This is a genomic window from Antrihabitans auranticaus, assembly GCF_016481275.1.
Taxonomy (GTDB): Bacteria; Actinomycetota; Actinomycetes; order Mycobacteriales; family Mycobacteriaceae; genus Antrihabitans.
Genome location: NZ_JAEMNW010000006.1, coordinates 178,846 through 202,090, shown reverse-complemented (window position 1 = coordinate 202,090; position 23,245 = coordinate 178,846). Strand labels below are relative to the sequence as shown.

Annotated in this window: 20 protein-coding genes; 7 read left to right on the top strand and 13 right to left on the bottom strand. The window is 65.0% G+C overall.

Annotated elements, in window-relative coordinates; genetic code table 11:
• Positions 1–21: 21 nt before the first annotated feature.
• Both JGU72_RS23820 and JGU72_RS23815 read left to right on the top strand, forming a co-directional pair.
• Positions 22–1,470, top strand: a complete 1,449-nt coding sequence (locus JGU72_RS23820; RefSeq protein ID WP_199686581.1) for an aldehyde dehydrogenase — start codon at positions 22–24, stop codon at positions 1,468–1,470.
• 26 nt (positions 1,471–1,496) lie between these two features.
• Positions 1,497–2,540, top strand: a complete 1,044-nt coding sequence (locus JGU72_RS23815; RefSeq protein WP_199686580.1) for an ion channel — start codon at positions 1,497–1,499, stop codon at positions 2,538–2,540.
• A gap of 3 nt (positions 2,541–2,543) precedes the next feature.
• Here JGU72_RS23815 and JGU72_RS23810 read toward each other — a convergent pair whose 3' ends face one another.
• A complete protein-coding gene (locus JGU72_RS23810) occupies positions 2,544–2,933 on the bottom strand; it encodes a hypothetical protein (protein WP_199686579.1) in 390 nt (129 codons plus the stop codon).
• A 96-nt stretch (positions 2,934–3,029) separates the two neighbouring features.
• Between JGU72_RS23810 and JGU72_RS23805 the strand changes: the two genes are divergently transcribed.
• Positions 3,030–3,971: a cation diffusion facilitator family transporter gene (locus JGU72_RS23805; RefSeq protein ID WP_199686578.1), complete on the top strand. Its 942-nt coding sequence runs from the start codon at positions 3,030–3,032 to the stop codon at positions 3,969–3,971.
• Here JGU72_RS23805 and JGU72_RS23800 read toward each other — a convergent pair.
• The 6 genes from JGU72_RS23800 to JGU72_RS23775 form a co-directional block, all read right to left on the bottom strand.
• On the bottom strand, positions 3,964–4,824 hold the full coding sequence (locus JGU72_RS23800) for a hypothetical protein (protein ID WP_199686577.1): 861 nt from the start codon (positions 4,822–4,824) through the stop codon (positions 3,964–3,966). The genes JGU72_RS23805 and JGU72_RS23800 overlap by 8 nt on opposite strands.
• 152 nt (positions 4,825–4,976) lie before the next feature.
• A complete protein-coding gene (locus JGU72_RS23795; protein ID WP_199686576.1) occupies positions 4,977–5,843 on the bottom strand; it encodes a patatin-like phospholipase family protein in 867 nt (288 codons plus the stop codon).
• A complete protein-coding gene (locus tag JGU72_RS23790) occupies positions 5,840–7,675 on the bottom strand; it encodes a phosphoenolpyruvate carboxykinase (GTP) (RefSeq protein WP_199686575.1) in 1,836 nt (611 codons plus the stop codon). The genes JGU72_RS23795 and JGU72_RS23790 overlap by 4 nt, the downstream gene beginning before the upstream one ends.
• A gap of 210 nt (positions 7,676–7,885) precedes the next feature.
• A complete protein-coding gene (locus JGU72_RS23785; RefSeq protein ID WP_199686574.1) occupies positions 7,886–8,191 on the bottom strand; it encodes a DUF6802 family protein in 306 nt (101 codons plus the stop codon).
• Positions 8,192–8,204: 13 nt separating this feature from the next.
• The gene (locus JGU72_RS23780; RefSeq protein ID WP_199686573.1) at positions 8,205–9,638 is read right to left on the bottom strand and encodes an SMC family protein; all 1,434 of its coding nucleotides are present in this window, start codon (positions 9,636–9,638) and stop codon (positions 8,205–8,207) included.
• The gene (locus JGU72_RS23775) at positions 9,631–10,635 is read right to left on the bottom strand and encodes a hypothetical protein (protein ID WP_199686572.1); all 1,005 of its coding nucleotides are present in this window, start codon (positions 10,633–10,635) and stop codon (positions 9,631–9,633) included. Before JGU72_RS23775 ends, JGU72_RS23780 begins: the two co-directional genes overlap by 8 nt.
• Positions 10,636–10,745: 110 nt before the next feature.
• On the opposite strand from JGU72_RS23775, the gene trmB reads away from it, so the two are divergent.
• Genes trmB through JGU72_RS23760 form a run of 3 tightly spaced genes read left to right on the top strand, consistent with a single transcriptional unit; the run spans position 10,746 to position 14,778 of the window.
• Complete coding sequence (gene trmB, locus JGU72_RS23770; protein ID WP_199686571.1) at positions 10,746–11,483, top strand: tRNA (guanosine(46)-N7)-methyltransferase TrmB; 738 nt, start codon at positions 10,746–10,748, stop codon at positions 11,481–11,483.
• Positions 11,480–12,202, top strand: a complete 723-nt coding sequence (locus JGU72_RS23765; protein ID WP_199686570.1) for an NYN domain-containing protein — start codon at positions 11,480–11,482, stop codon at positions 12,200–12,202. Before trmB ends, JGU72_RS23765 begins: the two co-directional genes overlap by 4 nt.
• Positions 12,202–14,778 carry an MMPL family transporter gene (locus JGU72_RS23760; protein WP_199686569.1) on the top strand — a complete coding sequence of 859 codons (2,577 nt, stop codon included), beginning with the start codon at positions 12,202–12,204 and terminating at the stop codon, positions 14,776–14,778. Before JGU72_RS23765 ends, JGU72_RS23760 begins: the two co-directional genes overlap by 1 nt.
• Here JGU72_RS23760 and JGU72_RS23755 read toward each other — a convergent pair.
• From JGU72_RS23755 to JGU72_RS23730, 6 genes are all read right to left on the bottom strand, one after another.
• Complete coding sequence (locus JGU72_RS23755; RefSeq protein WP_199686568.1) at positions 14,738–16,570, bottom strand: DUF2339 domain-containing protein; 1,833 nt, start codon at positions 16,568–16,570, stop codon at positions 14,738–14,740. The two genes, JGU72_RS23760 and JGU72_RS23755, sit on opposite strands and share 41 nt — an antisense overlap.
• A 90-nt stretch (positions 16,571–16,660) precedes the next feature.
• Positions 16,661–18,010 carry an HNH endonuclease gene (locus tag JGU72_RS23750; RefSeq protein WP_199686567.1) on the bottom strand — a complete coding sequence of 450 codons (1,350 nt, stop codon included), beginning with the start codon at positions 18,008–18,010 and terminating at the stop codon, positions 16,661–16,663.
• Positions 18,011–18,028: 18 nt separating this feature from the next.
• Positions 18,029–18,643: a DUF1707 SHOCT-like domain-containing protein gene (locus JGU72_RS23745; protein ID WP_199686566.1), complete on the bottom strand. Its 615-nt coding sequence runs from the start codon at positions 18,641–18,643 to the stop codon at positions 18,029–18,031.
• Positions 18,644–18,662: 19 nt separating this feature from the next.
• Positions 18,663–19,322 (bottom strand): response regulator, encoded by a 660-nt coding sequence (locus JGU72_RS23740; protein WP_199686565.1) that lies wholly within the window; start codon positions 19,320–19,322, stop codon positions 18,663–18,665.
• The gene (macS, locus tag JGU72_RS23735; RefSeq protein WP_199686564.1) at positions 19,319–20,494 is read right to left on the bottom strand and encodes a MacS family sensor histidine kinase; all 1,176 of its coding nucleotides are present in this window, start codon (positions 20,492–20,494) and stop codon (positions 19,319–19,321) included. Before macS ends, JGU72_RS23740 begins: the two co-directional genes overlap by 4 nt.
• Positions 20,481–21,638, bottom strand: a complete 1,158-nt coding sequence (locus tag JGU72_RS23730) for an AI-2E family transporter (protein ID WP_199686563.1) — start codon at positions 21,636–21,638, stop codon at positions 20,481–20,483. The genes macS and JGU72_RS23730 overlap by 14 nt, the downstream gene beginning before the upstream one ends.
• A gap of 103 nt (positions 21,639–21,741) precedes the next feature.
• On the opposite strand from JGU72_RS23730, the gene JGU72_RS23725 reads away from it, so the two are divergent.
• The gene (locus tag JGU72_RS23725; RefSeq protein ID WP_233532943.1) at positions 21,742–23,232 is read left to right on the top strand and encodes an adenylate/guanylate cyclase domain-containing protein; all 1,491 of its coding nucleotides are present in this window, start codon (positions 21,742–21,744) and stop codon (positions 23,230–23,232) included.
• Positions 23,233–23,245 lie beyond the last annotated feature (13 nt).

The window sequence follows — 23,245 nt, the reverse complement described above, 5'->3', positions numbered from 1 at the left end:
ACGCTGCGGAGGGACGCACTCATGACTGATTACGACAAGCTTTTCATCGGCGGGCACTGGACCGCACCGGCCACAGCCGAGCGCCTGGAGGTCTACTCACCGGCGACGGAAGAACGCGTGGGCAGCACGCCGCTCGCCACGCCGGCCGACATCGATGCCGCAGTCGCAGCCGCCCGCCGCGCGTTCGAAGACGGACCGTGGCCGCGGACCACGCCGGCCGAGCGCGCCGCGGTGCTCACCAAAGCAGCCGCCCTCATCGAGGAGCGCGCCGGAACGCTCACGTCGACCCTGACGGCCGAGATGGGCGCGCCGCCCGCAATGGGCGACATGATGCAGAAGACGCCTGCAATCGCGACGCTGAACTACTATGCCGGGCTGGCCGATTCGTTCCCATGGTCGGAGACCCGGCACGGCGTGTTCGGCCAGAGCCTCGTACGCCGGGAGTCGGTCGGCGTCGTGGCTGCCGTGATCGCCTGGAACGTCCCACTCTTCCTTGCGGTCAACAAGATTGCGCCCGCGATCCTCGCCGGCTGCTCTGTGATCTTGAAGCCCGCACCCGAAACACCCTTGGCGACAAATCTTCTCGCCGATATCTTCACCGAGGCAGGACTGCCCGAGGGCGTGCTCTCGATCGTGCCCGGCGGAACCGAGACCGGCGAATATCTGGTCACCCACCCCGGCGTCGACAAGGTCACCTTCACCGGGAGCACCGCTGTCGGTCGCAAGATCGGCGCAGGCGCCGCCCAGCAACTCAAGCGTTGTTCGCTCGAACTCGGCGGGAAGTCCGCTGCAATTCTGTTGGCGGACATGGATGTCCAGTCGACGATGCCGATGCTCATGTTCGCCGGACTGATGAACAGCGGCCAGGCGTGTGTCGCCCAGTCCCGAATCCTTGCACCGCGCAGCAGATACGACGAAATGCTCGAAGCCATGGTCACGTTCGCCGGATACATGCCGGTCGGCGATCCGACGAACCCCGCAATTCAACTCGGACCGCTTATTTCGTCGAAGCAGCGCGACCGCGTCGAGGGCTATATCGAATCCGGTAAAGCCGAGGGTGCGCGACTGGTGCTCGGTGGCGGCCGGCCCGCCGGCCTGGACAAAGGCTGGTTCGTCGAGCCGACAATCTTTGCGGACGTGGACAACTCGATGAAGATCGCGCGGGAGGAGATCTTCGGCCCGGTCCTGTCGGTGATTCCGTACGACTCCGAGGACGAGGCCATCAAGATCGCCAACGACTCCGACTACGGTCTCGCAGGCTCGGTCTGGACGACCGATGTCGACCATGGCATCGAGGTCGCATCGAAGGTGCGCACCGGCACCTACGCGATCAACTGGTATGCCTTCGACCCCGGCTCACCGTTCGGCGGCTACAAGAACTCGGGTATCGGCCGTGAAAGCGGGCCCGAGGGCTTGGACGCCTACTGCGAGCAGAAGTCGATCCTGATGCCACCCGGCTTCACGTCCTAGGGACGCATTCCGCGATACCATTCGGCGTGCTGGTATTCCTCGCCCGCCTCAGCCGCCTCGTCCGGCCGCTGCTCACCGGCTGGGCGCTGCCGCTGACGATCGCGCTGTTCGTGTTCCTGTCGAGCTGGCTTGCGATGTGGCTCGTCGAGCCGGCGGACAATCCGATCACGATGCCGCAGAACTATCCGTGGTACTTCGTTGTCACCGCCGCGACGGTCGGCTACGGGGATATGTACCCGGCCTCTGCCGCGGGACACGTGGTCGGCGCATACGTGATCATCGGCGGCATCGTCGCGCTCACGATGCTCTTCACACATCTGGTCGAGACGATCTCGGCCGCGAAGGGACAGCGAATGCGAGGACTCGCCGACATCGAGATCCAGGGCCACATCGTCCTCATCGGCTACGCCGAGGGGCGCACGGAACGGCTGATTTCCGAGCTCATAGCCGAACCCCACGTTCAGCTGGTCCTCTGCGCCTGGGACAACGTCCACGAACACCCGATGCCGGATTGCGACAGGGTGTACTTCGTTCGTGGCGATCTCACCGACGACGCGGTACTGGCGCGGGCCGGAGTAGCCCGTGCCGCAACGGTTCTCGTCGACGGCCGCGACGACAACGAGTCGCTCGCACTCGCCGTCGCCGTGGCCCATGCCAGCCGCCCGTCGGGCCAGCGGGGCGCAGCAGAGAACCGGGCTCATCTCATCGTCGCGCTGCGAGACATGAATCGGGCGAGCCAGTTTCACTACGTGAGCACGCGCATCCAATGCGTGCAGTGGCACGTTCCGAACCTGCTCGTCGAAGAAGCGCACGACCCGGGCATCAGCCAGGTCTACACCGAGCTGATGACCTCCGGTGGCAGCGGCAACACGTACTCGCTGCGGCTGTCGCGTGACTACAAGGGTTTCGGCGACGTCCAGACCGACCTCGGCCGCAGGTTCTCGGCGACGGCGCTGGGCGTTCGGCGCGGCGGCGATCTCGTCGTCAGTCCGCCGTGGGACGAACCCGTAGCCGCCGGGACAACCGTGTACTACGTCGCGAAGGATCGGCTGGATCCCCGCCAGCTCTGACCGTCAGATTTTGCAGGGACTGTCCGGTCCGCGCAGGTAGGCCTCGACGTCTGCCTTCGTTGGGTTGTCCTTCATGATTCCGACCGCCGGCTCGGCGTTGTTGACCTCGTCCAGGTAGTACCGCGTCTCGCCCTTGCCCTGCTCGAACTCGACGACGCACTGGCCGTTCGCACCGAACTTGACCTCTGCTTCGTAGAGCTTGGTTTTGGAGCTTCGCTTCGCGCGCTTCGTCGACTTCGAGGTCGATTTCGTCTTCACCTCGTGTACCGAAGACACGCTCATGCCGTTGGACTCGAGTTGCTTACGGAAGTCCTTCTCCTGGCTCGAGCAGCCGCTCAGCACCAGCGCGACGCCGACCGTTCCGACCAGCGCCGCGATTGCCTTGTTCCTCATCCGATTCCCATCTTTGTCGAGTCCGATTGTCACGATCACATGTCCAACGGCCGCAAGAATTCCAGGATGCGCCGAACGAACGCTTAACGTTTGCTTATGGCCGACTCCGAACAGGAAAGCACGCTCACCGTCGTATTGGCGTTCGGCGCGAACCTTCTGATCGCGATTGCGAAGACCGTTGCGGCCGTCGTCACCGGGTCGGCGTCCATGGTGGCGGAGGCGTCGCACTCGTGGGCAGACGCCGGCAACGAGGTGCTGCTGCTGATCGCCAATAGACGTGCGTCCGTACCTCCCGACGACGCCCATCCCCTCGGCTACGGCCGCGAGTCCTACGTCTGGTCGATGTTCGCAGCGCTGGGCCTCTTCGCTCTCGGCGCCGGCGTCTCGATTACGCACGGCATCCAGGAACTGTTTCACGCGGAACCGTCATCCGATTTCGCGGTCGCCTACATCGTGCTGGGGATTGCCTTCCTGCTCGAAGCTGTCTCGTTCCAGCAGGCGTATCGCCAATTGCGTTCGGAGGCAGCCGAAATCGACCGGACCGTGCTCGAACACGCTCTACACACATCGGACCCGACGGTCCGCGCGGTGTTCGCCGAAGACGCCGCGGCATTGATCGGCCTCGTCATCGCGTTTCTCGGCGTGCTGCTTCATCAGCTGACGGGTTCACCGGTCCCCGACGCTGTCGGGTCCATAGCGGTCGGCGTGCTGCTCGCCGTCGTCGCGGTTCTTCTCATCGACCGCAACCGCCGCTTTCTCGTCGGCGAACAAGCGTCGCCCCAGTTGCGCTCTGCCGCAATCACAACGCTGCTCGGACTCCCCGACGTCGAACGAGTCACGTTCTTGCGCATGGAATTCCTGGGACCGCGCCAGGTCTACCTCGTCGCCAGTGTCGACCTGGTCGGCGATTTCGCCGAGTCGCACATCGCATACACCCTCCGCGATCTCGCGGCCCGACTCGAGGAACAGGACTACGTCGTCAAAGCGATCCTGAGCCTCTCGACCGCCGAGGAACGCAGCCTCGAGAGCGCTACTTGACGCTGGTCAGGCCTACGGTCGGGAAGAAGAAGCAGGAGTTCTCACCGTTCTGGACGGTCCCGAAGATCGCTGCGAGCACCGTGCCCTTGCCGGTTTCGACCGGTACCGCGCGGACGCCGCCCAACGGGATCGCGGCGGTGAGGAACTGCGCGACAGCCGCTTCTGCGATTGCTTTGGCCTCGACGGGGAGTCCCGCCGGAATCGCCTTGCTCGCGACCTCGGAAATGCTGCCCATCGGCACGAAGCCGCCCTTGAGGGTGTTGATGTTGAACCAGGCAACCTGCATACCGCTCGAATCGGTACCGCCCGGCGCGACACCGGCGGGTACGAACGCGAACATGGTCTCACCTGGTTTCACGGCATTGAAATCCTGCCCGAGGATGTTCACACCGGGCCATGGTCCCGGCACCGTTCCGGCGACGGCAGGAGCAAGACCGAGCGGTGCGCCGCCCTCGCTGCAGAATGGCGCCGCTGTCGGGTAGAAGAACGGGTTCACTCCCAGCGCCCGTAGCGCACCTACCGCGGTCTGATACGCCCCGAGAAGGTCGGCAGGCGAAGCGACGTCGACGGGCGACGAGAGGCCGTCCAAGGGCGACGCAGCTGCGTCGACGGTTCCCAGTCGGATGAGGTCTCTTGCCGCAGCAGTCGCCGCCGGGCGAATTTGCGCGATGAGCCGCGCCGCCGTGATGGCAACCGCGTCCGGAACCGGCGACGCCGCAAGCTTTTCGATCGCGTGAATCAGCGGCGTCGGAACCGTCGGCTCTGCGACTGCGCCACCGGGAAAAGCGACCGCCACTGTTGCAGCGGCGGCGACCGCACAGGTAACGATGCGCAGGCGGCGAGACGTCGGCATGTGGGCTCCTGGGTGACTGAAAGCCAGCAACATTGATCCCACTTCCCCGTGGGACCACTGTTACTGGTGTGAATGTTGTGACGATTGTTAATTACGTCAGGCTGTTCACACAATCACCGGCCAGGTCTTGTTACTGAACCGGAACCGGAGGACTAACTTGCCGCGATGAGCGCACGAACGCGATCGGCCGCCGCCTTGCCGTCAACCCTGCCCGCATCGAAGTACGGGATTCGCTGCGAATCGTCGAACGCACCCAACGGACTGATCGAGTCTTCCGGGACGAGCAGTTCCGCCCCGACACCCTCGGCCTTCAGCCCTGCGAGTTCGCGCTGGACCGCTTCGTCGAACACCATCCCGATCGGATCCTCGCCACCCAACGGCGATATGACGACCACACCGCCCAGCCCCTGACCGGACAACAGGTCAGCGCTGATCGGGGACCACAGTCCGCCGTCGAGGTAGTGCCCGCCGCCGACCTCTACCGGCGGGAACATCCCCGGCACAGCACACGACGAGGCGACAGCACGCGCAAGCGGAACACCGTCGTCCGCCGACCACAGCCTGCGTTCGCCCGACTCGACGCCGATCGACACCATTCGCAGTGCGGGCGCCCAGGTGAGCGCGCCGAGCGCTTCCTCGAACGCACCGACCCACGCGTCCTCGGTCATCGTGAGCGCACCCGCCGCAAGGGCACCGATCGCGGCAGCCTTGGCCGCGGTCATCTGCCCAGCGGACATCCACTCGGTGAACACCTGCAGATTCAGGGCCGAGTTGCCGTCGTTCTTCGGCTTGCCGGCAAGCACGAGCGGCGGGTTACCCGGATCGGCAACCAGCGCCGAGATCTCGTCGATCGTCACACCGCCGAGCAGCAAGCTACCGACGATCGATCCCGCCGACGTGCCGACGACGATATCGGCGGTCGTCAGATCGATATCGGACTCGTGCAGGCCGACGATGACCCCGGCTTCCCACGCCAAGCCGGTGACGCCGCCACCGGCCAGCACAAGTCCCCAGCTCATGAGTGCAGACGTTCTTTCAGAGCCTCGAACTCGTCGCGCACAGCGGTCGGCAACTTGTCACCGATGAATTCGAACCATTCCTCGATGAGCGGTATTTCCTTCTTCCACTCTTCGACATCCACCTTCAGTGCTTCGTCGACGTCCGCAGCGTTGGCGTCGAGACCATCGAGGTCCAGTTGCGCCGCCGACGGGACGGTGCCGATCGGCGTGACCGCACCTTCGGCTGTGCCCTCGATCCGGCCGACGATCCACTCCAGCACGCGAGAGTTCTCGCCGAATCCTGGCCACAGGAAACGACCGTCGGCACCGCGACGGAACCAGTTGACATAGAAGATCTTCGGCAGCTTCTGGGCGTCGGCGTTCTTACCGAGATTGACCCAGTGGCCGATGTAGTCGCCGACGTGGTAGCCCATGAACGGGAGCATGGCCATCGGATCGCGGCGCACCGTGCCGACTTTGCCTTCCGCGGCAGCGGTCTGCTCCGAGCTCATCGTCGCGCCCATGAAGACGCCGTGCTGCCAGTCGAGCGATTCGGTCACGAGGGGAACCGTCGTCTTGCGTCGACCACCGAAGAGGATCGCGGAGATCGGCACACCCTGCGGGTCGTCCCACTCGGGAGCGAGAGTCGGGCACTGTGACATCGGGGTGCAGTAGCGCGAGTTCGGGTGCGCTGCCTTGGTGTCGGACTCCCGCAGAACCCAGTCGTTGCCCTTCCAGTCGATCAGGTGATCGGGCTCGCCCTCGAGGCCCTCCCACCACACGTCGCCGTCGTCGGTGAGCGCAACGTTCGTGTAGACGGTGTTGCCCGCTTCGATGGTCGCCATCGCGTTGGGGTTCGAGCTGTAGTTCGTACCCGGCGCGACGCCGAAGAACCCGAACTCGGGGTTCACCGCGTACAGCTGGCCGTCCTTGCCGAAACGCATCCACGCGATGTCGTCACCGAGGGTCTCGGCACGCCAACCCGGGACGGTCGGCTGGATCATCGCAAGGTTGGTCTTGCCGCACGCACTCGGGAACGCGGCCGCGACGTAGTAGTTCTTGTTCTCCGGCGAGATGAGTTTGAGGATCAGCATGTGCTCCGCGAGCCAGCCCTCGTCGTGGGCCATCGCCGAAGCGATGCGCAGCGAGTAGCACTTCTTGCCCAGCAGCGCATTGCCGCCGTAACCCGACCCGTAGCTCCAGATCTCACGATCTTCGGGGAAGTGCGTGATGTACTTCGTGTCGCTGCACGGCCACGGAACGTCGGCCTGGCCCTCTTCGAGCGGCGCGCCGACCGAGTGCAGCGCCTTCACGAACGGGCGATCTGTACCCAGCTTCTCGAGCGCGGCGGCACCCATGCGCGTCATCACCTTCATGGACACGACGACGTACTCGGAGTCCGTGAGCTCGACGCCCAGCTTCGGGTCTTCGGCACCGAGCGGTCCCATGCAGAACGGGACGACCCACATCGTGCGGCCACGCATGCAACCGCGGTAGAGCGCAGTCATGGTCTCGCGCATCTCGGTGGGATCGACCCAGTTGTTGGTCGGGCCGGCTCCCTCGGGCGTCTTGGAACAGATATAGGTGCGCGACTCGACGCGCGCGACGTCGGAAGGATCGGAGAGCGCCAGGAACGAGTTCGGCTTCTTGTCCGGGTTGAGCTGGCGGAAGGTCCCCGCTTCGATCAGCTGCGCCGTCAGGCGGTCCCACTCTTCCTCGGAACCATCGGCGAAGACCACCCGGTCCGGCTGCGTGAGTTCTGCGACTTCGGCGACCCAGGCCAGAAGCTCAGCGTGCTGAGTCGGAGGCGTGCCGTCTGTGCCGGTGAGACCTGGAATGGTCGCTGAGGTCATCTAACTCTCCTGAGGTGCTGGCCGGACCGGACCCAGCGCCGGCCAGCGCTGACTCCGATTTTCCCCTGTCGTTTGGGGGCTACCCGTTATATCCACAACTGAATAGTTATGTGCGAATTTCGGGGAGCAGGGTTCCTAGCCCTAGAGGTTAACGCCGTTGGCAACCAACGGCGGAATCGGGTCGGACGACAGGCTCTACCGGGTTTTGTGTCAGTCCAGCTTACCGTGATCAGTACGTTCCCAGCGGGCCTCATCTCCGCCGAAGTGACGAAACTCCCAGGCAGAGAAGTCGCCATCGCGGTCGACGATCGTAAGGTGGTCGATCGCGCCGTCGAGGTCGGCATCCGTCGCGACGAGTAACGCGTCGTCGTTGCTCAGCGTCACCGTGTCGAGCACACCGTCACCGTCCAGGTCGTGCTGCGGACTCGCCAACTCGACGGTGCCGAGGTCGCCGAGATCGGCTGCCGCATCGAGGTCAGCGAGCACCGGATCGATGAACTCGTGTGATGCGTTCAATGGTTCTCCTCGGTCATGTCACAGCTCGAAGGTTATGACGCAGCGGCACGCGGAACGGTTCCAGTTTCGCGAGATCTCGTTCGCAGGCCGCAAGTTGACCGGCGTTTCGTCCGCTCGCCTGCCGCAGTTCCGCGTCTAAACGCGCGATCTCCTGATCCACAGCCGCAGTTCGCGCGGCGCTCTCGCGCACGATTCGGTCGGCCAGGTCGCCTTCCGTCGCTACGACAGCTCCCGCGGCCCGCTGCTCGAGCTGCGCCTTCACGTTCACCAGCGTGTCGTTGACCCATTGCCGCATGTGCGCCTTGTCAGCGACATGACCACGCGACCGCGTCAACCACCATGCGGCAAGACCGCCGAGCAGCAGCGTGATCGGCACCGTCGCAATATCGAGCGCCGGAACCAGCGACAGCGGCGCGACGGCCAGCCGACCGAGGCCGACGCCCGCGGAAGCACCGAGGACGACCATCATCCGGTCTTCGAGACCGCGCGTCCGGCGTTGCGGTCCTGCACCGAGGTCGAGCGGCGCCGGGTTGACCCGGATCGGCACTGAAGTACCGAGCACTGTCGTCTGCACCTGGCCGAGTCGTTGTCGACTGCTCGCATCTATCTCAGCGGTGAGTGCGGCAACCGCCTGTTCGAGCCGACCGGGAATCGCGCGCAATTGGTCTTTGCTGGCGGCCTCGACCTCGGACCGGACCGCGTGGTTGACGGCACGGACCCGGCTACCCACATCGTGCAGCAACTCGACCCGCGCAAGCTGGATCTGACTGCGCAACGCGGCGACCGACTCCGCACGACCGCCGTCCCGGCGCGTCACCAGCCGCGTCCGCTCGGCACGCAGCTCTGCCACGTCCGTCGCCGGGCGCAACGACTCGGCCTTCGCCACGATCCTGTTCCGGGCTAGGTCGGCCACCGCAGCTGTGGCGCGCACCCGCTGCGCACGGCGCGCTACGGCGAGGTCGGCGTCGAGAACGGCTCCGATTTCTCGTCTGAGTTCGGCGACACCCGAGTCGTCCTTCCCGACGCGGGCGGACAGCGGCAAGATCCGAATCGCCGCAAACCGTGGCACGCGGGCGGCAATCAGTTGCGTGTTCCTGTCGCGCACTGACCGCCACTCCCGGTGAACGTCGATCTTGTTCAATACGAATAGGACGTCGTTCGCGCCGTGCGCCAGCTCCTCGATGATTCCGAGCAACTCGCGCCCGACCGGGGCGGATGCGTCGAGCACGACGACGACCAATGCCGCTGCCGCAGGCGAGGCGGTGAACGTCACGTCCCCGGCAAGAGCGCGCTCGATCGTCGACTTTCCAGCCTGGGCCTGGCCTACGAGAGCGACACTGCGCTCGGCGGGGCTTTCCGCGAGCACGCGGAGGAGGTCGCTGCCCTCCGGATGCCAGCGCGCGACGACAGCCGCGACGTCGGCTGGGAGCAACGAGTCGCTATGCACTGGCCGCCAGTTTCGACCATGTGCTGACGTACCCGCGATGAATCCGCAGCGCGGCACGCCTACCGGCGCTGCCGATGTCGCCGCGTGCGTATCCACGCCACCACTGTGCGATCTGCTGAGCCTGCTCGGCGGAGGTCGGGACGACAAGGCGATGGTCCGCGATCACAGGCGTGAGGCTGGGACTCGCCCAGGCAGCGACCAGTCCGATCTCAGCAGCGGAGTCGGTGAGCAGGAAGTTCTCGATCTCGGCACGTGCCGGATCCGAACCGGCGCGCGCGGCGAGAAGCTCGAGCGTGTCGAGAAGTGTCGCGCCCCGCAATGCTGCAGCGCGGGTCGTCAAAGCTTCGACTGCAGCCCGTGCCTGCTCCACACCACACACTGCGTTCAAAACCTGTGTCAGCGTTCGTGTGGTGGCAGCGGGATTTCTTTGAACTGTGGAGAACGCAGCCGATATCCCCCAGCGCTCCCAGCGCTGGAGCAGGTCATCGGGGACTGACTGCAGTTCTTCGGTCAGATTTCGAATTTCGACGAGTTCGACCGTCGTCACCGGCTTGTGGGCAAGGCTTGCCGCGATCGTCGCAACCAGCGGCACGGTGGCAATGCCCAGAGCGGCCGCATATTCATTGGCACGGGCCACCGCGCTCGCCCACGAACCATCGACGGCGTCGGCCTTGTTGAGGATCACGATCGCCCGACCAGCCGCAATGCGCGATACCGCCGACCTGTCAGCGGGCTGCAGCGAATCCAGGACATATACGACCGCGTCGCCGTCGAGCGTGGGCTCCGGAATATCGGGGTGGTCGACCGGGTCCGTCTCGACCGACCCCGCGATCGCGAGCGCTGCGGCGACCGTCGAACGTCCGACACCCGACCGACCGGCAATCTGGATGCGCGCGGGGCGGCGAAACTCTTCGACCGCAGCCAGGAGGTCCGCCGCGACCGGCGCCGAACGCGGGACGCGCTCGATCAGCCTGAGGAGCTCGGGATAGTCCGCCACGTGGGGATTCTCGCAGACCTGCAGACTGGGCGACGTCCGGACATCAAACGGGGCTCTGACGTGACAAACCTCAATCTCAACATCAGACTCATGTGTCACACGACGGGGTTATGCGTGACAATGGTCGGGTGAACGAAGCCGATCAGGTCGCCGAGGAGGCGCGTAACCAGGGCTCGCGCCTGTACCCGCGCGTGACGAGCTTCCGGTCCCGCCGGGGCGCGTTGACCGCTGCCCAACAGGAGAGTTGGGACCGGACCTGGCCCACGATCGGTCGCGACGTCGACGACGAGCCGCTCGATGCGGTCGCGTGGTTCGGCAGGGACGCACCGCTCATCATCGAGATCGGTTCCGGAACCGGAACGGCGACCGCGGCGATGGCCACCGCGGAGCCGCACATCAATCTGGTTGCGATCGAGGTCTACCGTCCAGGTTTGGCACAGCTCGTCGGACAGGTCGAGCGCGAGCAGATCCCCAACATCCGCCTGTTGCGAGGCGACGCGGTCGACGTGCTCGAAAGCATGGTTGCCACCGAGTCCTTGACCGGCGTTCGCGTCTTCTTCCCGGACCCGTGGCCCAAGGCACGGCATCACAAACGACGGCTGCTGAAGCCGGAAACCGTCGCTCTCATTGCAGATCGGCTACTACCCGGCGGTGTGTTGCACGTCGCAACCGACCATGCCGACTATGCGGAGTACATTGCGGCAGTCGGCAATGCAGAACCCCAGCTCACAGCGCTCGATTGGGACTCCCCGATGACTCATGAGCGGCCGGTCACGAAGTTCGAGAGCAAGGCTCATCGGGTCGGAAGCGCCGTGACGGAGCTGATATGGGGGAAGATCAGGCTATGAGCATCAGTGAGGCGCCGCCAGATCACGTGCTGGGTGTCGCGGAACTACTCGAGCAAGGCAGCAGCGCCGATCTGCGACGCGTGCTCCTCGTCTGGGATGCCCCGAACCTCGATATGGGGCTCGGCGCGATACTCGGCGGGCGGCCGACGGCTGCCTACCGCCCGCGTTTCGACGCTCTGGGCCGCTGGCTGCTGGGCCGGACGGCCGAACTGTCGGTCGGCGCATCGAACGGCCTCGAACCCGAAGCAACCGTCTTCACCAACATCGCTCCCGGCAGTGCCGATGTGGTGCGCCCCTGGGTCGAGGCCCTGCGCAACGTCGGCTTCGCCGTGTTCGCGAAGCCGAAGATCGACGAAGACAGCGACGTCGATGCCGACATGCTCGCCCACATCGCACTACGTGCGCGCGAAGGCGGCCTCGCCGGGATCATGGTGGCGTCCGCAGACGGCCAGGCGTTCCGCGAGCCGCTCGAGAAGCTGGCCGCCGAAGGCGTCGCCGTTTCGGTGCTCGGATTCCGCGAGCACGCAAGCTGGGCCGTCGCATCGGCCTCGCTCGAGTTCGTCGATCTCGAAGACATCCCCGGGGTCTTCCGGGAACCGCTCCCCCGCGTCAGCCTCGATTCGCTTCCGGACGAGGGCGCGTGGTTGCAGCCGTTCCGTCCGCTGTCCGCATTACTCGTCTCACGCTCGGGCGACGCGGCCCGCCAAGGGGTCTCATAGTGTTCGCCCGTTGGGGAAACATCGTCTACCGCCTCCGCTACACCGTCATCGGTGTGATGGTCGCGGGGCTGCTCGCACTCGGCGTCTACGGACTCGGTCTCGCAGATCATCTGAGCCAGAGCGGTTTCGACGATCCCGGGTCCGACTCGGCGAAAGCCGCACAGCTCAACGACAGGGTCTACGGTCGTGATCACACCGTCGACGTCATCGCGCTGTACACCGCACCAGCGGGCAAAACCGTCGACGATCCGACATTCAAGAAGGAAATTCTCGACAACCTGAACAGTCTGCCGACCGAGTACCCGAACCAGATCGACAAGATCAACGCGGCATACTGGAACTTCTCGGGCGACATTGCCGACCGGTTCGCCGACAAGGATCGACAGCACGCCATCGCGAGCATCGCGATCAAGGGCGACAACGATACCGAGGTCGCGCGCAACTACCGCGAAGTCCGTGACGTCTTCTACATCCCCGGCGTCAACGTCCAACTGTCCGGTCTGCAGCCGGTATTCGGAACGGTCAACGACACGCTCGAAAACGACGTGCACCGCATGGAACTGCTGGCAATTCCAGCGGTCGGCGTGCTGTTGTTCTTCATCTTCGGCGGCGTGATCGCAGCCGCCCTCCCGTTGATCGTCGGCGGCCTCACCGTTGTCGGCGCATGGGGAATCGTCCGGATCATCACCAACTTCACCGAGGTCAACTCCTTCGTCTCCCCCGTGGTCTCGCTGATCGGGCTCGGTTTGGCGATCGACTACGGGCTGTTCATAGTCAGCAGATTCCGAGAAGAGTTAGCCGAAGGCCACGACACCGCCAACGCGGTCCGGCGCGCGGTCATGACTGCCGGCCGAACGGTCGTGTTCTCCGCGACGATGATCGTGGCCAGCCTCGGCGGCCTGCTGCTCTTCCCGCAGGGCTTCCTCAAATCCGTCGCCTACGGCGCGATCGCGACAGTCACTCTCGCCGCGCTCAGCGCGATCACGGTGCTCCCGGCAATTCTCGGCATCCTCGGCCCGCGCGTCGATGCGCTCGGTCTCAAGTTCTTCCGCAAGACCAAGACTGCCGAGGAAGTCGAAAACAGCGTCTGGGGCAGGCTGACGAAGTGGGTCATGAAGCACCCGCTGAAGGTGACGATCCCGATCGTCGTCGGTCTGCTGCTTCTGATCATTCCGGTCAACGCCATTCAATTCGGCGGCATCACCGAGAAGTATCTGCCGCCCGACAACTCGACCCGCCTCGCCCAGGAGGAACTCGATTCGCTGTTCCCAGGCCAGCGGACCGAACCCGTCAAACTGGTCATCCAGGGTGCGAGTTCGAGCCAGGTGCAGACGATCGCGGCCGAGGCCCGCCAGGCACCAAACCTCGTGCAGCCCGCGTTCTCGATGCCGTTCACGGGCATCAAGGAGAACACCTACGTGCTCTCCGCAGGCTTGGTGAATCGCAACGACGCCGCACCCACCGTCGATTTCCTGCGCGACATCGCTGTCCCGGAAGGGGTCTACGTCGGCGTCACCGGCACGCCCGCGATCGAGCAGGACAGCATCAACGCACTCCTCGATCGCATGCCGCTGATGATCATTCTCGTCGTGCTGTCGACGACGTTGCTGATGTTTTTGACGTTCGGTTCGCTGGTGCTGCCGATCAAGGCAGCGCTGATGAGTGCGCTGGGCCTCGGATCGACATTGGGCATCCTGACCTGGATATTCATCGACGGCCACGGGGCAAGTCTGCTCAATTTCACCCCGAGTCCGATCTCGTCGCCGGTCCTGGTGCTGATCATCGCGATCATTTACGGCCTATCCACCGACTACGAGGTCTTCCTGCTGTCGCGAATGGTCGAAGCACGCGCCCGCGGTGCGAGTACGACCGAGGCGGTGCGGGTCGGTACCGCGCACACCGGGCGAATCATCACCGCAGCGGCCCTGATCCTGATCGTGGTCACCGGTGCGTTCGGCTTCTCCGATCTCGTGATGATGCAGTACATCGCCTACGGGATGATCGCCGCATTGATCATCGACGCGACCCTCATCCGCATGTTCCTCGTTCCCGCGACGATGAAATTGCTCGGTGACGACTGCTGGTGGGCACCCGCGTGGATGAAGCGAATTCAGGAACGGCTGGGGCTCGGCGAACCCATTCTCGACGAGGAAAGAATTCCGCACGACGTCCCCGATTTGGTCACCGCCGGTGCTCCTGCCCCAGCGAGGGTGGTGAAACCTGTTGCACAGGTGCGGGTTCCGGAGCCGCTGACCGAGCCGATTCCGAAGGTCTCGCCGGCCCCCAGGGCTCGTAGAGAGCCCCCGCCCCCACTGCCGCCGCTGCCCGCGCCGCCGGTCCAGCCACCGGCCGAAAACGTTGCGCCCCAGCAAAATCGCGATTCGAACCGAATCGAGAGCTGGCTACAGGACCTGAAGGGTCCGGCCAAGTCGGCACCCAAGCCCGATGCCCCTGCCGAAGCAGAGGCACCGGACACCGGCGACGACGCTGACCTGGACGAGGACTCGGGGCGGCATCGGCGCGGTGCGGACCACGTCAGCGTGTTCGACCTGCTGAAGCGGGAGAAGCGTCGCTAGCTGCGGGATCCTCGCGCTGCGCGAACACCTGCGCATACTTCGTTCCGGCGACAAGGAGCAGTAGCCCAACGACGACGAAGGCGGTCACGCGGATCAATCCGTCGAGCGTCGCAAGGTCGAACAGGAACAGCTTTGCGAGCGCCGCGGCAGTGAGCGACAGCCCGCCGCCGAGCGCGAGATGAACCTGAGTTTCGCCCCGAAGACCGCGGAGCAGCAGCGCTGTTGCGGCGATCATCCACAGGATCGTCGCGACGCAGTGTCCCGCCGTGAAACCGTCCCGTCCGGCAACCACAACGCCGGCGGCAACAGTGGCAGCCGTCGTCGCATACAACCCCGCGATGCCGGCAACGACGAGGGCCGGGCCGCTGTCGGCGAGGGAACGCACGGACAGCTTCGCACCCTGCCAAACCAGCAACACCACGAGCGCGACACCGAGCACGCCGCCGACCACCACGGCTGACCCCAGATTGTCCTGGGCAGCAACCGATTCGGCGAGGCTGATCGGCGATGCAACCGCGATGAAGGCAAGTCCGCCGAGAACCGCGAAACCTGCGCCGACCGCGTAACCGACCTTCGACCGTTCTTGGCCGGACACCGCGACGAACGCCGCTGCCACGACAAACGCTGCGATCGGGAAGGTTTCGTCCGATGTACCGTAGAAGCAGGCCTGCAGGAGTGCGAGAACTGCGACGGTCAACGCGGCAATTCTGTTGTGCGCCGGGAGGATTCGAATCACAGCGACGATCAGCATCGTGACGGCGAGCGCGCCCTCGATCAGCACGGCCGCCTGCCGGTCGAACAGCACGCTCGACAACAGTAGTGGCACCGAAGCCACGGCGAGCAGCACGCTCGCGACCACGTCACTCGCGCGCTGTCGGACCGCCACAAGCCCAGTCACCAGCCCCACCACTGCGACGATGATCGCCGACACCAGCAACCAGTTCACCGAGTCGGCATGGTCGTCACGGATTCCGGCGTCGGTGACCGCAGCGATCAGGGCCAGCACAACCGGAACCGTCCGCGCCGCATGCAAACGCGGCCAATCACGCAGCAACTGAACGGGGAAACACGTGATCTGCAAGACCAGCAGGAAAGCGACAAGCGTCAGGGACAACCCGTCCGTGACCACCGGCGCCAGAACCGCGACGCCCACAACGACGAGCAGCGCGAGGGGCTGGGAATCCCACTTCGTGGCCAGTGCGATACCGAACGCGCAGATACCCAGGGCCACAAACATCCCGAGCGGTGGCACTATCCATCCATAGATCGCTACAACCGCGATGACGTCGAGATACGCGCCGGCAATTCCTGTCGCGGCCAAAGCAATTCCGCCGACCTTGCCGCCCGGCCTGTCGTAGACCTTCATCCCGACACCTACCAGCAATGCGGAGAAGACCGCACCCGCAACAACCCGCGCAACGGGCCCGAAGAATCCCGCCTGCGCCGCGAGGACAAGCAGCATCACAACGCCGAGCAAAGTCACACCGGCGCCCGCAAACGCGAGAACCCGGCTGATCACCCCGTCGCGCTGCCACCACGGCTCCCTGACCCGACGCGGGGGCGGGGTCGGAAATGGTGGCTGATAGCGCGGCGGGGGCTGAAATACCGGCTGTTGATAGACGGGCTGTTGATAAACCGGCGGCGCTGCGATTTGCGAGCGCAGAGCTATTTGCGAGCGCAGAGCTCCCAGATCCGCACCGACGCGGCCCATGAGCTGACTGAGTGCGGCGAACTCGTCCGAGAGCCGCTGCACGAGCAGTGGATCCACAGAACTCGAGGGTGAAGTAGACATGCTCCTACGATCCCGGGCGAACCGGTCGCTCGGATGAGTAGCTCTACTCAGTGACCGTGGGGACTTGCCCTCGGTTGTCGACAAATATCACTAGTTACACGCCAGGAAATCGACGAGTATTTGCTCCGTTGGTGTATAGATCTCGATTCCCAACGGATAGGGCTTCGGTAACGGTGGTGCTGTCGACGTGAAGTTGTGCCCGGTCGGGGTGGTGAACGAATACCGGTGCCGGGCGGCAGGTGTCCGATGTTCGGGGCGGCTCGACCATCCGGGAGCCTGTTTGGCGTGATTGCACGCTTCACATAGCCCTGCCCCGTTGTCGACCGCGGTGGCTCCGCCGGCCTCGTGCGGTTCTATGTGGTCGCGGTGGCGGATCGGAGCACCGCACCATGGTGTTCGACAGACCCGGTCGCGAATGTCGATCAAGCGGGCCAACGGTTTCGGGAAGCACCGGGATTTCGATTCCATCGCGGTCAGCGCACCACTTCCCGGGTGGGCGTAAACCCGGCGCAGTTGCACCGTTTCCGGTGAATCCTCTTCGGCTGCTGCGTTCTTGATCCAGTCCCGCGCGATCGCGGCAGGAATGGGTCCGTATCCGACGACGTGGGCGGGTTCGTCGCCATCGCCGAACAATGCGTGATCGGAGATCACCACGTTGACCGCTGTCGGGGCTGAAGTGGCACTGGCCTGTCCGGTCACGCGCTCGACGAGAAGATCGGCCATGATCTGCGCGCGGGACCGCTCGTCCCCGGCGGCGATGACGGTGTCCGCGTCTCGGCGCAGGGCGGCGTAGACCGAGACTCCCTCTTTGACCGGCAGTAGCGCGGACACGTAACTCATGGTGTCCGGCGCCGGCCGCACGCTGACGTGCCGGTCAGCGACTGCTCTTGCGTTGCGCCGCACGACGGCTGCAACGTCGAGTTCGGCTGCGGCTGCTCGTGCCGCGGCGATGATTTTCGCGTCGCCCATGCCCTCGAGTCGCTCAGGGCGCCCACACAGATCCCGGTCGACGCGGGCCCGATCTGCCTTACTCAGGCAGGCAGTTTCGCGGACAAGGAGCATGGCGCGCCATTCATTCAAATGCCCGGATCGCAGCAACGCGAGCGTGTGAGGCATTTCGTGGACCAGGACGTTTGCCAGCCCGAGGAACTGGCTTCCGCGTTTCGGCGATTCGCGCCGCGCCAGACCGATTTCGGCGGCGACGCCGCGGCCGCGTTGAGCGGTGGGGACTCCAGCGGCCGCATGTTCGGCACGTCGGTCGGTGCTCAAATCGGCCGTCAAAACCGCCTGAGCTGCCGCACAGCTCGATTTCAGCTCTACCAACGCGCGGATCAAGTCGATCCGCGTGGCATTTCCCAGTTCCCGACCCAACCTCGCGAACGCGTCTCGGGCAGCTGTGATTGCCGCGCTGGCCTGCGTCGATTCCCCCGACTCGAACATGCGTTCTAGCCTACCTACTTACCCCTGACTCAGCAACCGCTTCCACCCCGACGGGTGTTTCGCCGTGACTGACCCGAAGCGGAGCCGGCCGCGAACGACGATGTGCAGGCTTCCCGGCGGCGCAGTACGGACCTTGTTCTTGATGCTCGCACCGACCAGTTGGACACCGTTGAGATCCACCGTCGACCCGACGGGGACGATCAGGGTGACGCTGCTGCAGAAGTCGTCGAGCTCGATCTCGACAACATTCGATGAGATCACCGCTTCGGTGAAATCCAATGCGACGCTGGACATTCGCGTCGAGACCCGAATTCGCTCGGCGACGTGCCACGGCCCCTTGCGGACGACGCTCGACATCTGGCCACCGATGACATCGACTGCGCCGGAACCTGGTTCGACGTGCACGGGACCTCGTACCGGACTCGGCACACCGGTGTGATCCCCACGGATCCGCATTCCAGGCAGGTCCGCGAGGACGACGTTCAGTTCGCCACGCGTCTTTGCCGACAGCGCTGTGTCCATTCGCTCGGTGAACTCACCGAGTGACAGCATCCCCTGGCCGACCGCTCGTTGCAGCAGTTGGCCCACATGTTCCCGTTCGGCGTCCGAGACGCGCAGGTCCCTTGCATCCACAGCACCCATGATAGGTGCGTTATTCGAGACCCTGCTCGATCGCGTACCGCGTCAGTTCGACACGGTTGGCGAGTTGCAGTTTGCGCAGGGTTGCTTGAACGTGATTTTCGACGGTTCGGTGACTCAGGGCCAATCGAGTCGCAATCTGCTTGGCCGACAACCCTTTTGCGACCATTCGGAGCACTTCGGTCTCACGTTCGGTCAGGGCGGGCACTGCCGGTGCTTGATCGTCGACCGGTGCCGTTGCCATTCGCCGGTACTCGCCGAGGACGAGTCCGGCCAGACCCGGCGTGAAGACCGGCTGCCCAGCGGCTGTAGCCCGGACCGCCTCGATCAGCTCTGCCGCAGACGCGCTCTTCACCAGGTAACCCGACGCACCAGCCTTGATCGCTTCGAGCACGTCCTCTCGCTCGGCGGACGCCGAGAGCACAAGGACGCGACTGTTCGCAGAAACGTCCAGCACACGTGCCGTGGCCTCTGCGCCATTGCCGTCGACAAGCTGCATATCCATCAGGACCACGTCCGGCTGGACCGCCGCCGCCCGGCGCGCGGCCGACTTGACACCGTCCGCGGTCGCCGACACCTCGAACCCGGCGGCCGCCAAGTCCCGCGATACACCGTCGCGCCACATCGGATGGTCGTCGACGACCATCACCGATATCCGAGTCGTGTCCGTCATTTCCCCTCGGCTCCCCTGGGCACCCTGAACTCCCATTCTGTCCCGCCACCGGGCTCGGTGAGAAGCGTCGCGGTTCCCCCCAAGGCCTCGATACGGCCACGGATGGACTTCGCGACCCCCAGCCGTCCCTCCGCCTCGGCGGCGGCAAGCCTGCCGTCCGGAATGCCCGGACCGTCGTCGCGAACGCTCACGATGACTTCCGCACCCAGGTCCTCGACCAGAACAAACGCTCGCGCGCCCACGCCGGTGTGCAACTCCACGTTCGACAGGGCATTCGCGACCGCAGCTGCGATCTCGGTACCGATATGCCTGCCGACCGACACCGGATCACCCGGTGTGGACACCGACACAAGCGGCCGAGCCTGGGTTCGGACCAGTGACCGAAGATCGATCGCTCCGCCACCGGCGTCGGATTCCGCGCCGTCGCCCTGCTCGGAGATCAGGATTCGCAGCGCGTGCTCCTGTTCTGCTGCCTTCTGGGCGAGGTCCGCGGCGGGACCGCCGATTTCGTTGCCACGGCGCGCGACGTAGGCGAGGACCTGCAGAACCCCGTCGTGCACCTCGCGCGCCAACCGTTCCCGTTCCTCGGTCGCCGCTGCCAGTCGGACGGCTCGCTCGAGCTGCGCATGCGCGCGTTTCGCGGTTGTCGACGCGAGGCCGATCGCGAGTCCCGCGGAAACGAGCAGCGGGATCGTCGCATCGCGCCAGATGTCGGAGTTGATTCGCTCCTGAACGCCGAGGCTGACGAGCGCGATCGCGAGTCCGGACAGCACGCCGACCCATGGACCGCACAGAATCGCAGCCGACAGCACGGCATTCGCGCTCCACAGCGTGGTCGGCAGGGTCTGGTTGCTCGTGTACCAGGCTTGATCGGCGACGAGCAGCGTCGACAGCATCAACCCGATGACCACGGCGTGGTCGATCACCACCACGATCCACCGCGGAACCGAACCTCGCGCCAGCGCCAGAGCCGACAGACCCGACCACACCGTCATGATCCCGAAGAGAAACCAGCTGAGCCTCTCGTGCAGGTAGTTGTGTGCGCTCGCCCATTGAAAGCTGAGAGCGTAGGCCAACGTGACCAGCCTGAACGCCTGCGAGGCACGCCAGAGCGGCGTCAGCGGATCAGCACCGACGCCGGTTACGTGACGCCAGCGCTCACCTGTCCGCATCGCGGGAGACGACGTCGTCGGCAGGACCCGGTCTGTCCGGCTCGGCCGTGAACATCGGACCTTCGGTGTCTTCGACCACCTCGACGTCGTCCTGGTCCTCGGCAAGCAACGACCGGACCGCCGTGTTCACCATTGCGACGACCGGTACCGCCAGCAGACCGCCTGTGATCCCGAACAGCACGATGCCTGCCGTGATTGCCAAGACGACTGCGAGCGGATGGATGCGCACCGCCCGGCCCAACAGGAGCGGTTGCAGGACGTGGCCTTCGAGCTGCATGACCGCGACGATGATGCCGAAGGTGATCAACGACGTGATCAGACCCTTCGTCACCAAGGCGATGAACACGGCGACGAATCCGGTCAGAAAGGCACCGATGATCGGGATGAACGCACCGATGAAGACGAGGGAAGCCAGCGGCAGCGCAAGCGGCACACCGAGAATCGCGAGGCCCGCGCCGATTCCGATCGCGTCGACCGCCGCCACGGCAACGGTGGCCCTGACGAACCCGACCAGCGAGCCGAAGGCCTGTACACCCGCGATACGCACTCGGCGCCGGTTTTGCTTCGGCACGATCCGCGTGACGAATTCCCAGATCTGGGCGCCGCTGTAGAGGAAGAAGATCAGGATGAACAGCGCGAGTAACCCGCCGGTGAGCAGCTCACCGATCGCCGTCGCGGTGGCAAGCGCACCGCTGGTCAGGGTGTCCTGATTGTCTTCGATGGCCTTGACGATCGAGTCCGAGCCCTTGGTGATCTGGTCGTCGCTGAAGTGCAGCGGACCCGTCGTCAACCAGTCCCGGACTTCGTTGATGCTCGACGTGAACTTCGACGTCAATTCAGGCAGGCCCTCGATGAACTGCTCGATGACGAACGTCAGGATTCCCGCGAGAACCCCGATGCTGCCGACGATCGCGACGACCACCGCCGCCGAACGCGGTACGCCCTGTCGCTGCATCCAATCGACCATCGGCGACAGCATCGCCGCGCCGAGCAGTGCGATGGCCATTGGAATCATGACCGTCGAGAAGCGCTCCACCAGATAACCGAGCGCAAGGAGCCCAGCGAACAGCACCAGTAGGCGCCACGTCCATTCGGCGCCGACGCGTACCACCGGATGCACCGACTCCGCAGGCTTGTGGCTCATTTTGGCGAGCCTAGTCGCAGTACCAGCGATCATCGGGCGGGGCGAACCATAGGAACGCTAAATTGGACCGGTGTCGGTGCCACTCGAAGCGGTCAAACAGACGATGCATACTCGGTGGCCGCTCTATGTCGCCTCGATGAGCTTGGCAAACGGCTTCGGCGCGCTCCTTGTCTACGCGTTCGTCCGGCATGGACTGCCGGTTCCGCAGTCGTCCGCGGTGATCTCGGACCGCCGTCAGACACTGACTGTCTTCGCCTTCGTAATCGGTGTCGGTGCGTTCTTCAGCTTCGCGTCGTCGGCAATCATGTTGCGGCCGGTGGTGCGATGGCAGTTGCGCGGTGGTCCACCGAGCCGACGCGAGCAGATGGCTGCACTGCATGCACCGTTGCGCCAGGCGATCGTGCATCTGATCCTGTGGTTGTTCGGCGGCGCGGCGTTCGCGACTCTGACCATTTCGACGACCCCCGAGTTGGCGGTCGCGGTCATCCTCACCGTCGCCATGGCGTCGGTGATCGTCTTCGGATTCACCTACATGCTCGGCGAACGGATTCTGCGTCCGGTCGCGGCAAAGGCATTGAGCGAGGGCGGTTTCGACCGGACGCTGACGCCGGGCGTCGGTACCCGGATGGCGATGACCTGGGGGCTCGGCACGCTTGCGCCCGCGATCGGCATCGTGCTTTTGTGCGCGACGCAGATCTCGACGGAAATCGCTTTCCCCGCCAACTCTCTCGCGATCGCGATTCTGCTGCTGACGATCCTGCTCATCGTCCAGGCGTTCGCGTTGTCCATGTTGACCAGCGGTAGCATCTCGGACCCGATCCGCCAGCTGACACAAGCTATCGAGCAGGTGCAGAACGGCGAACCCGACGTCCAGGTCGAGGTGTTCGACGGCTCCGAGATCGGCCGTCTGCAGGTCGGCTTCAACCGCATGATGGAGGAATCCTCCGAACGGCGAGTCCTGCAAGAACTGTTCGGTCAGCACGTCGGCGAGGACGTCGCGCGGCGGGCCCTGCAGTTCGGTACCGAACTCGGTGGTGAAACCCGCTTCGTCGCAGTGCTGTTCGTGGACATGGTCGGGTCCACCGCGACAGCTGCCGAACGGCCGCCGACCGAGGTCGTCAGCTTGCTGAACGAGTTCTTCCGCGTGGTCGTCCAGGTGGTCGACGACCACAACGGCTTCGTCAACAAGTTCATGGGTGACGCCGCGCTCGCGATTTTCGGCGCACCGCTCGATCGGCCGGACGCTCCGACCGCAGCTCTTGCCGCTGCACGCGACATGCGCATCGAGCTTGCGAAGGTTGCCGGGCTCGACATCGGCATCGGTGTGTCGGCCGGTCTCGCGGTCGCCGGAAACATCGGCGCCGCGAACCGTTTCGAATACACGGTGATCGGCGACCCCGTCAACGAAGCATCCCGGCTGACCGAGCTGGCCAAGTTGCAGCCGAGCCGCGTACTCGCGTCGAGCAGTGCGCTGTACTTCGCGGACGAGGACGAGCAGCAGCACTGGGAGTTGGGCGAGGAGGTCCAATTGCGCGGCAGGCGGCGCCGCACGCAACTCGCCTCACCCGTTCTGCCCACGGGCGGGTCCGACTGAACTGACGGGCCGT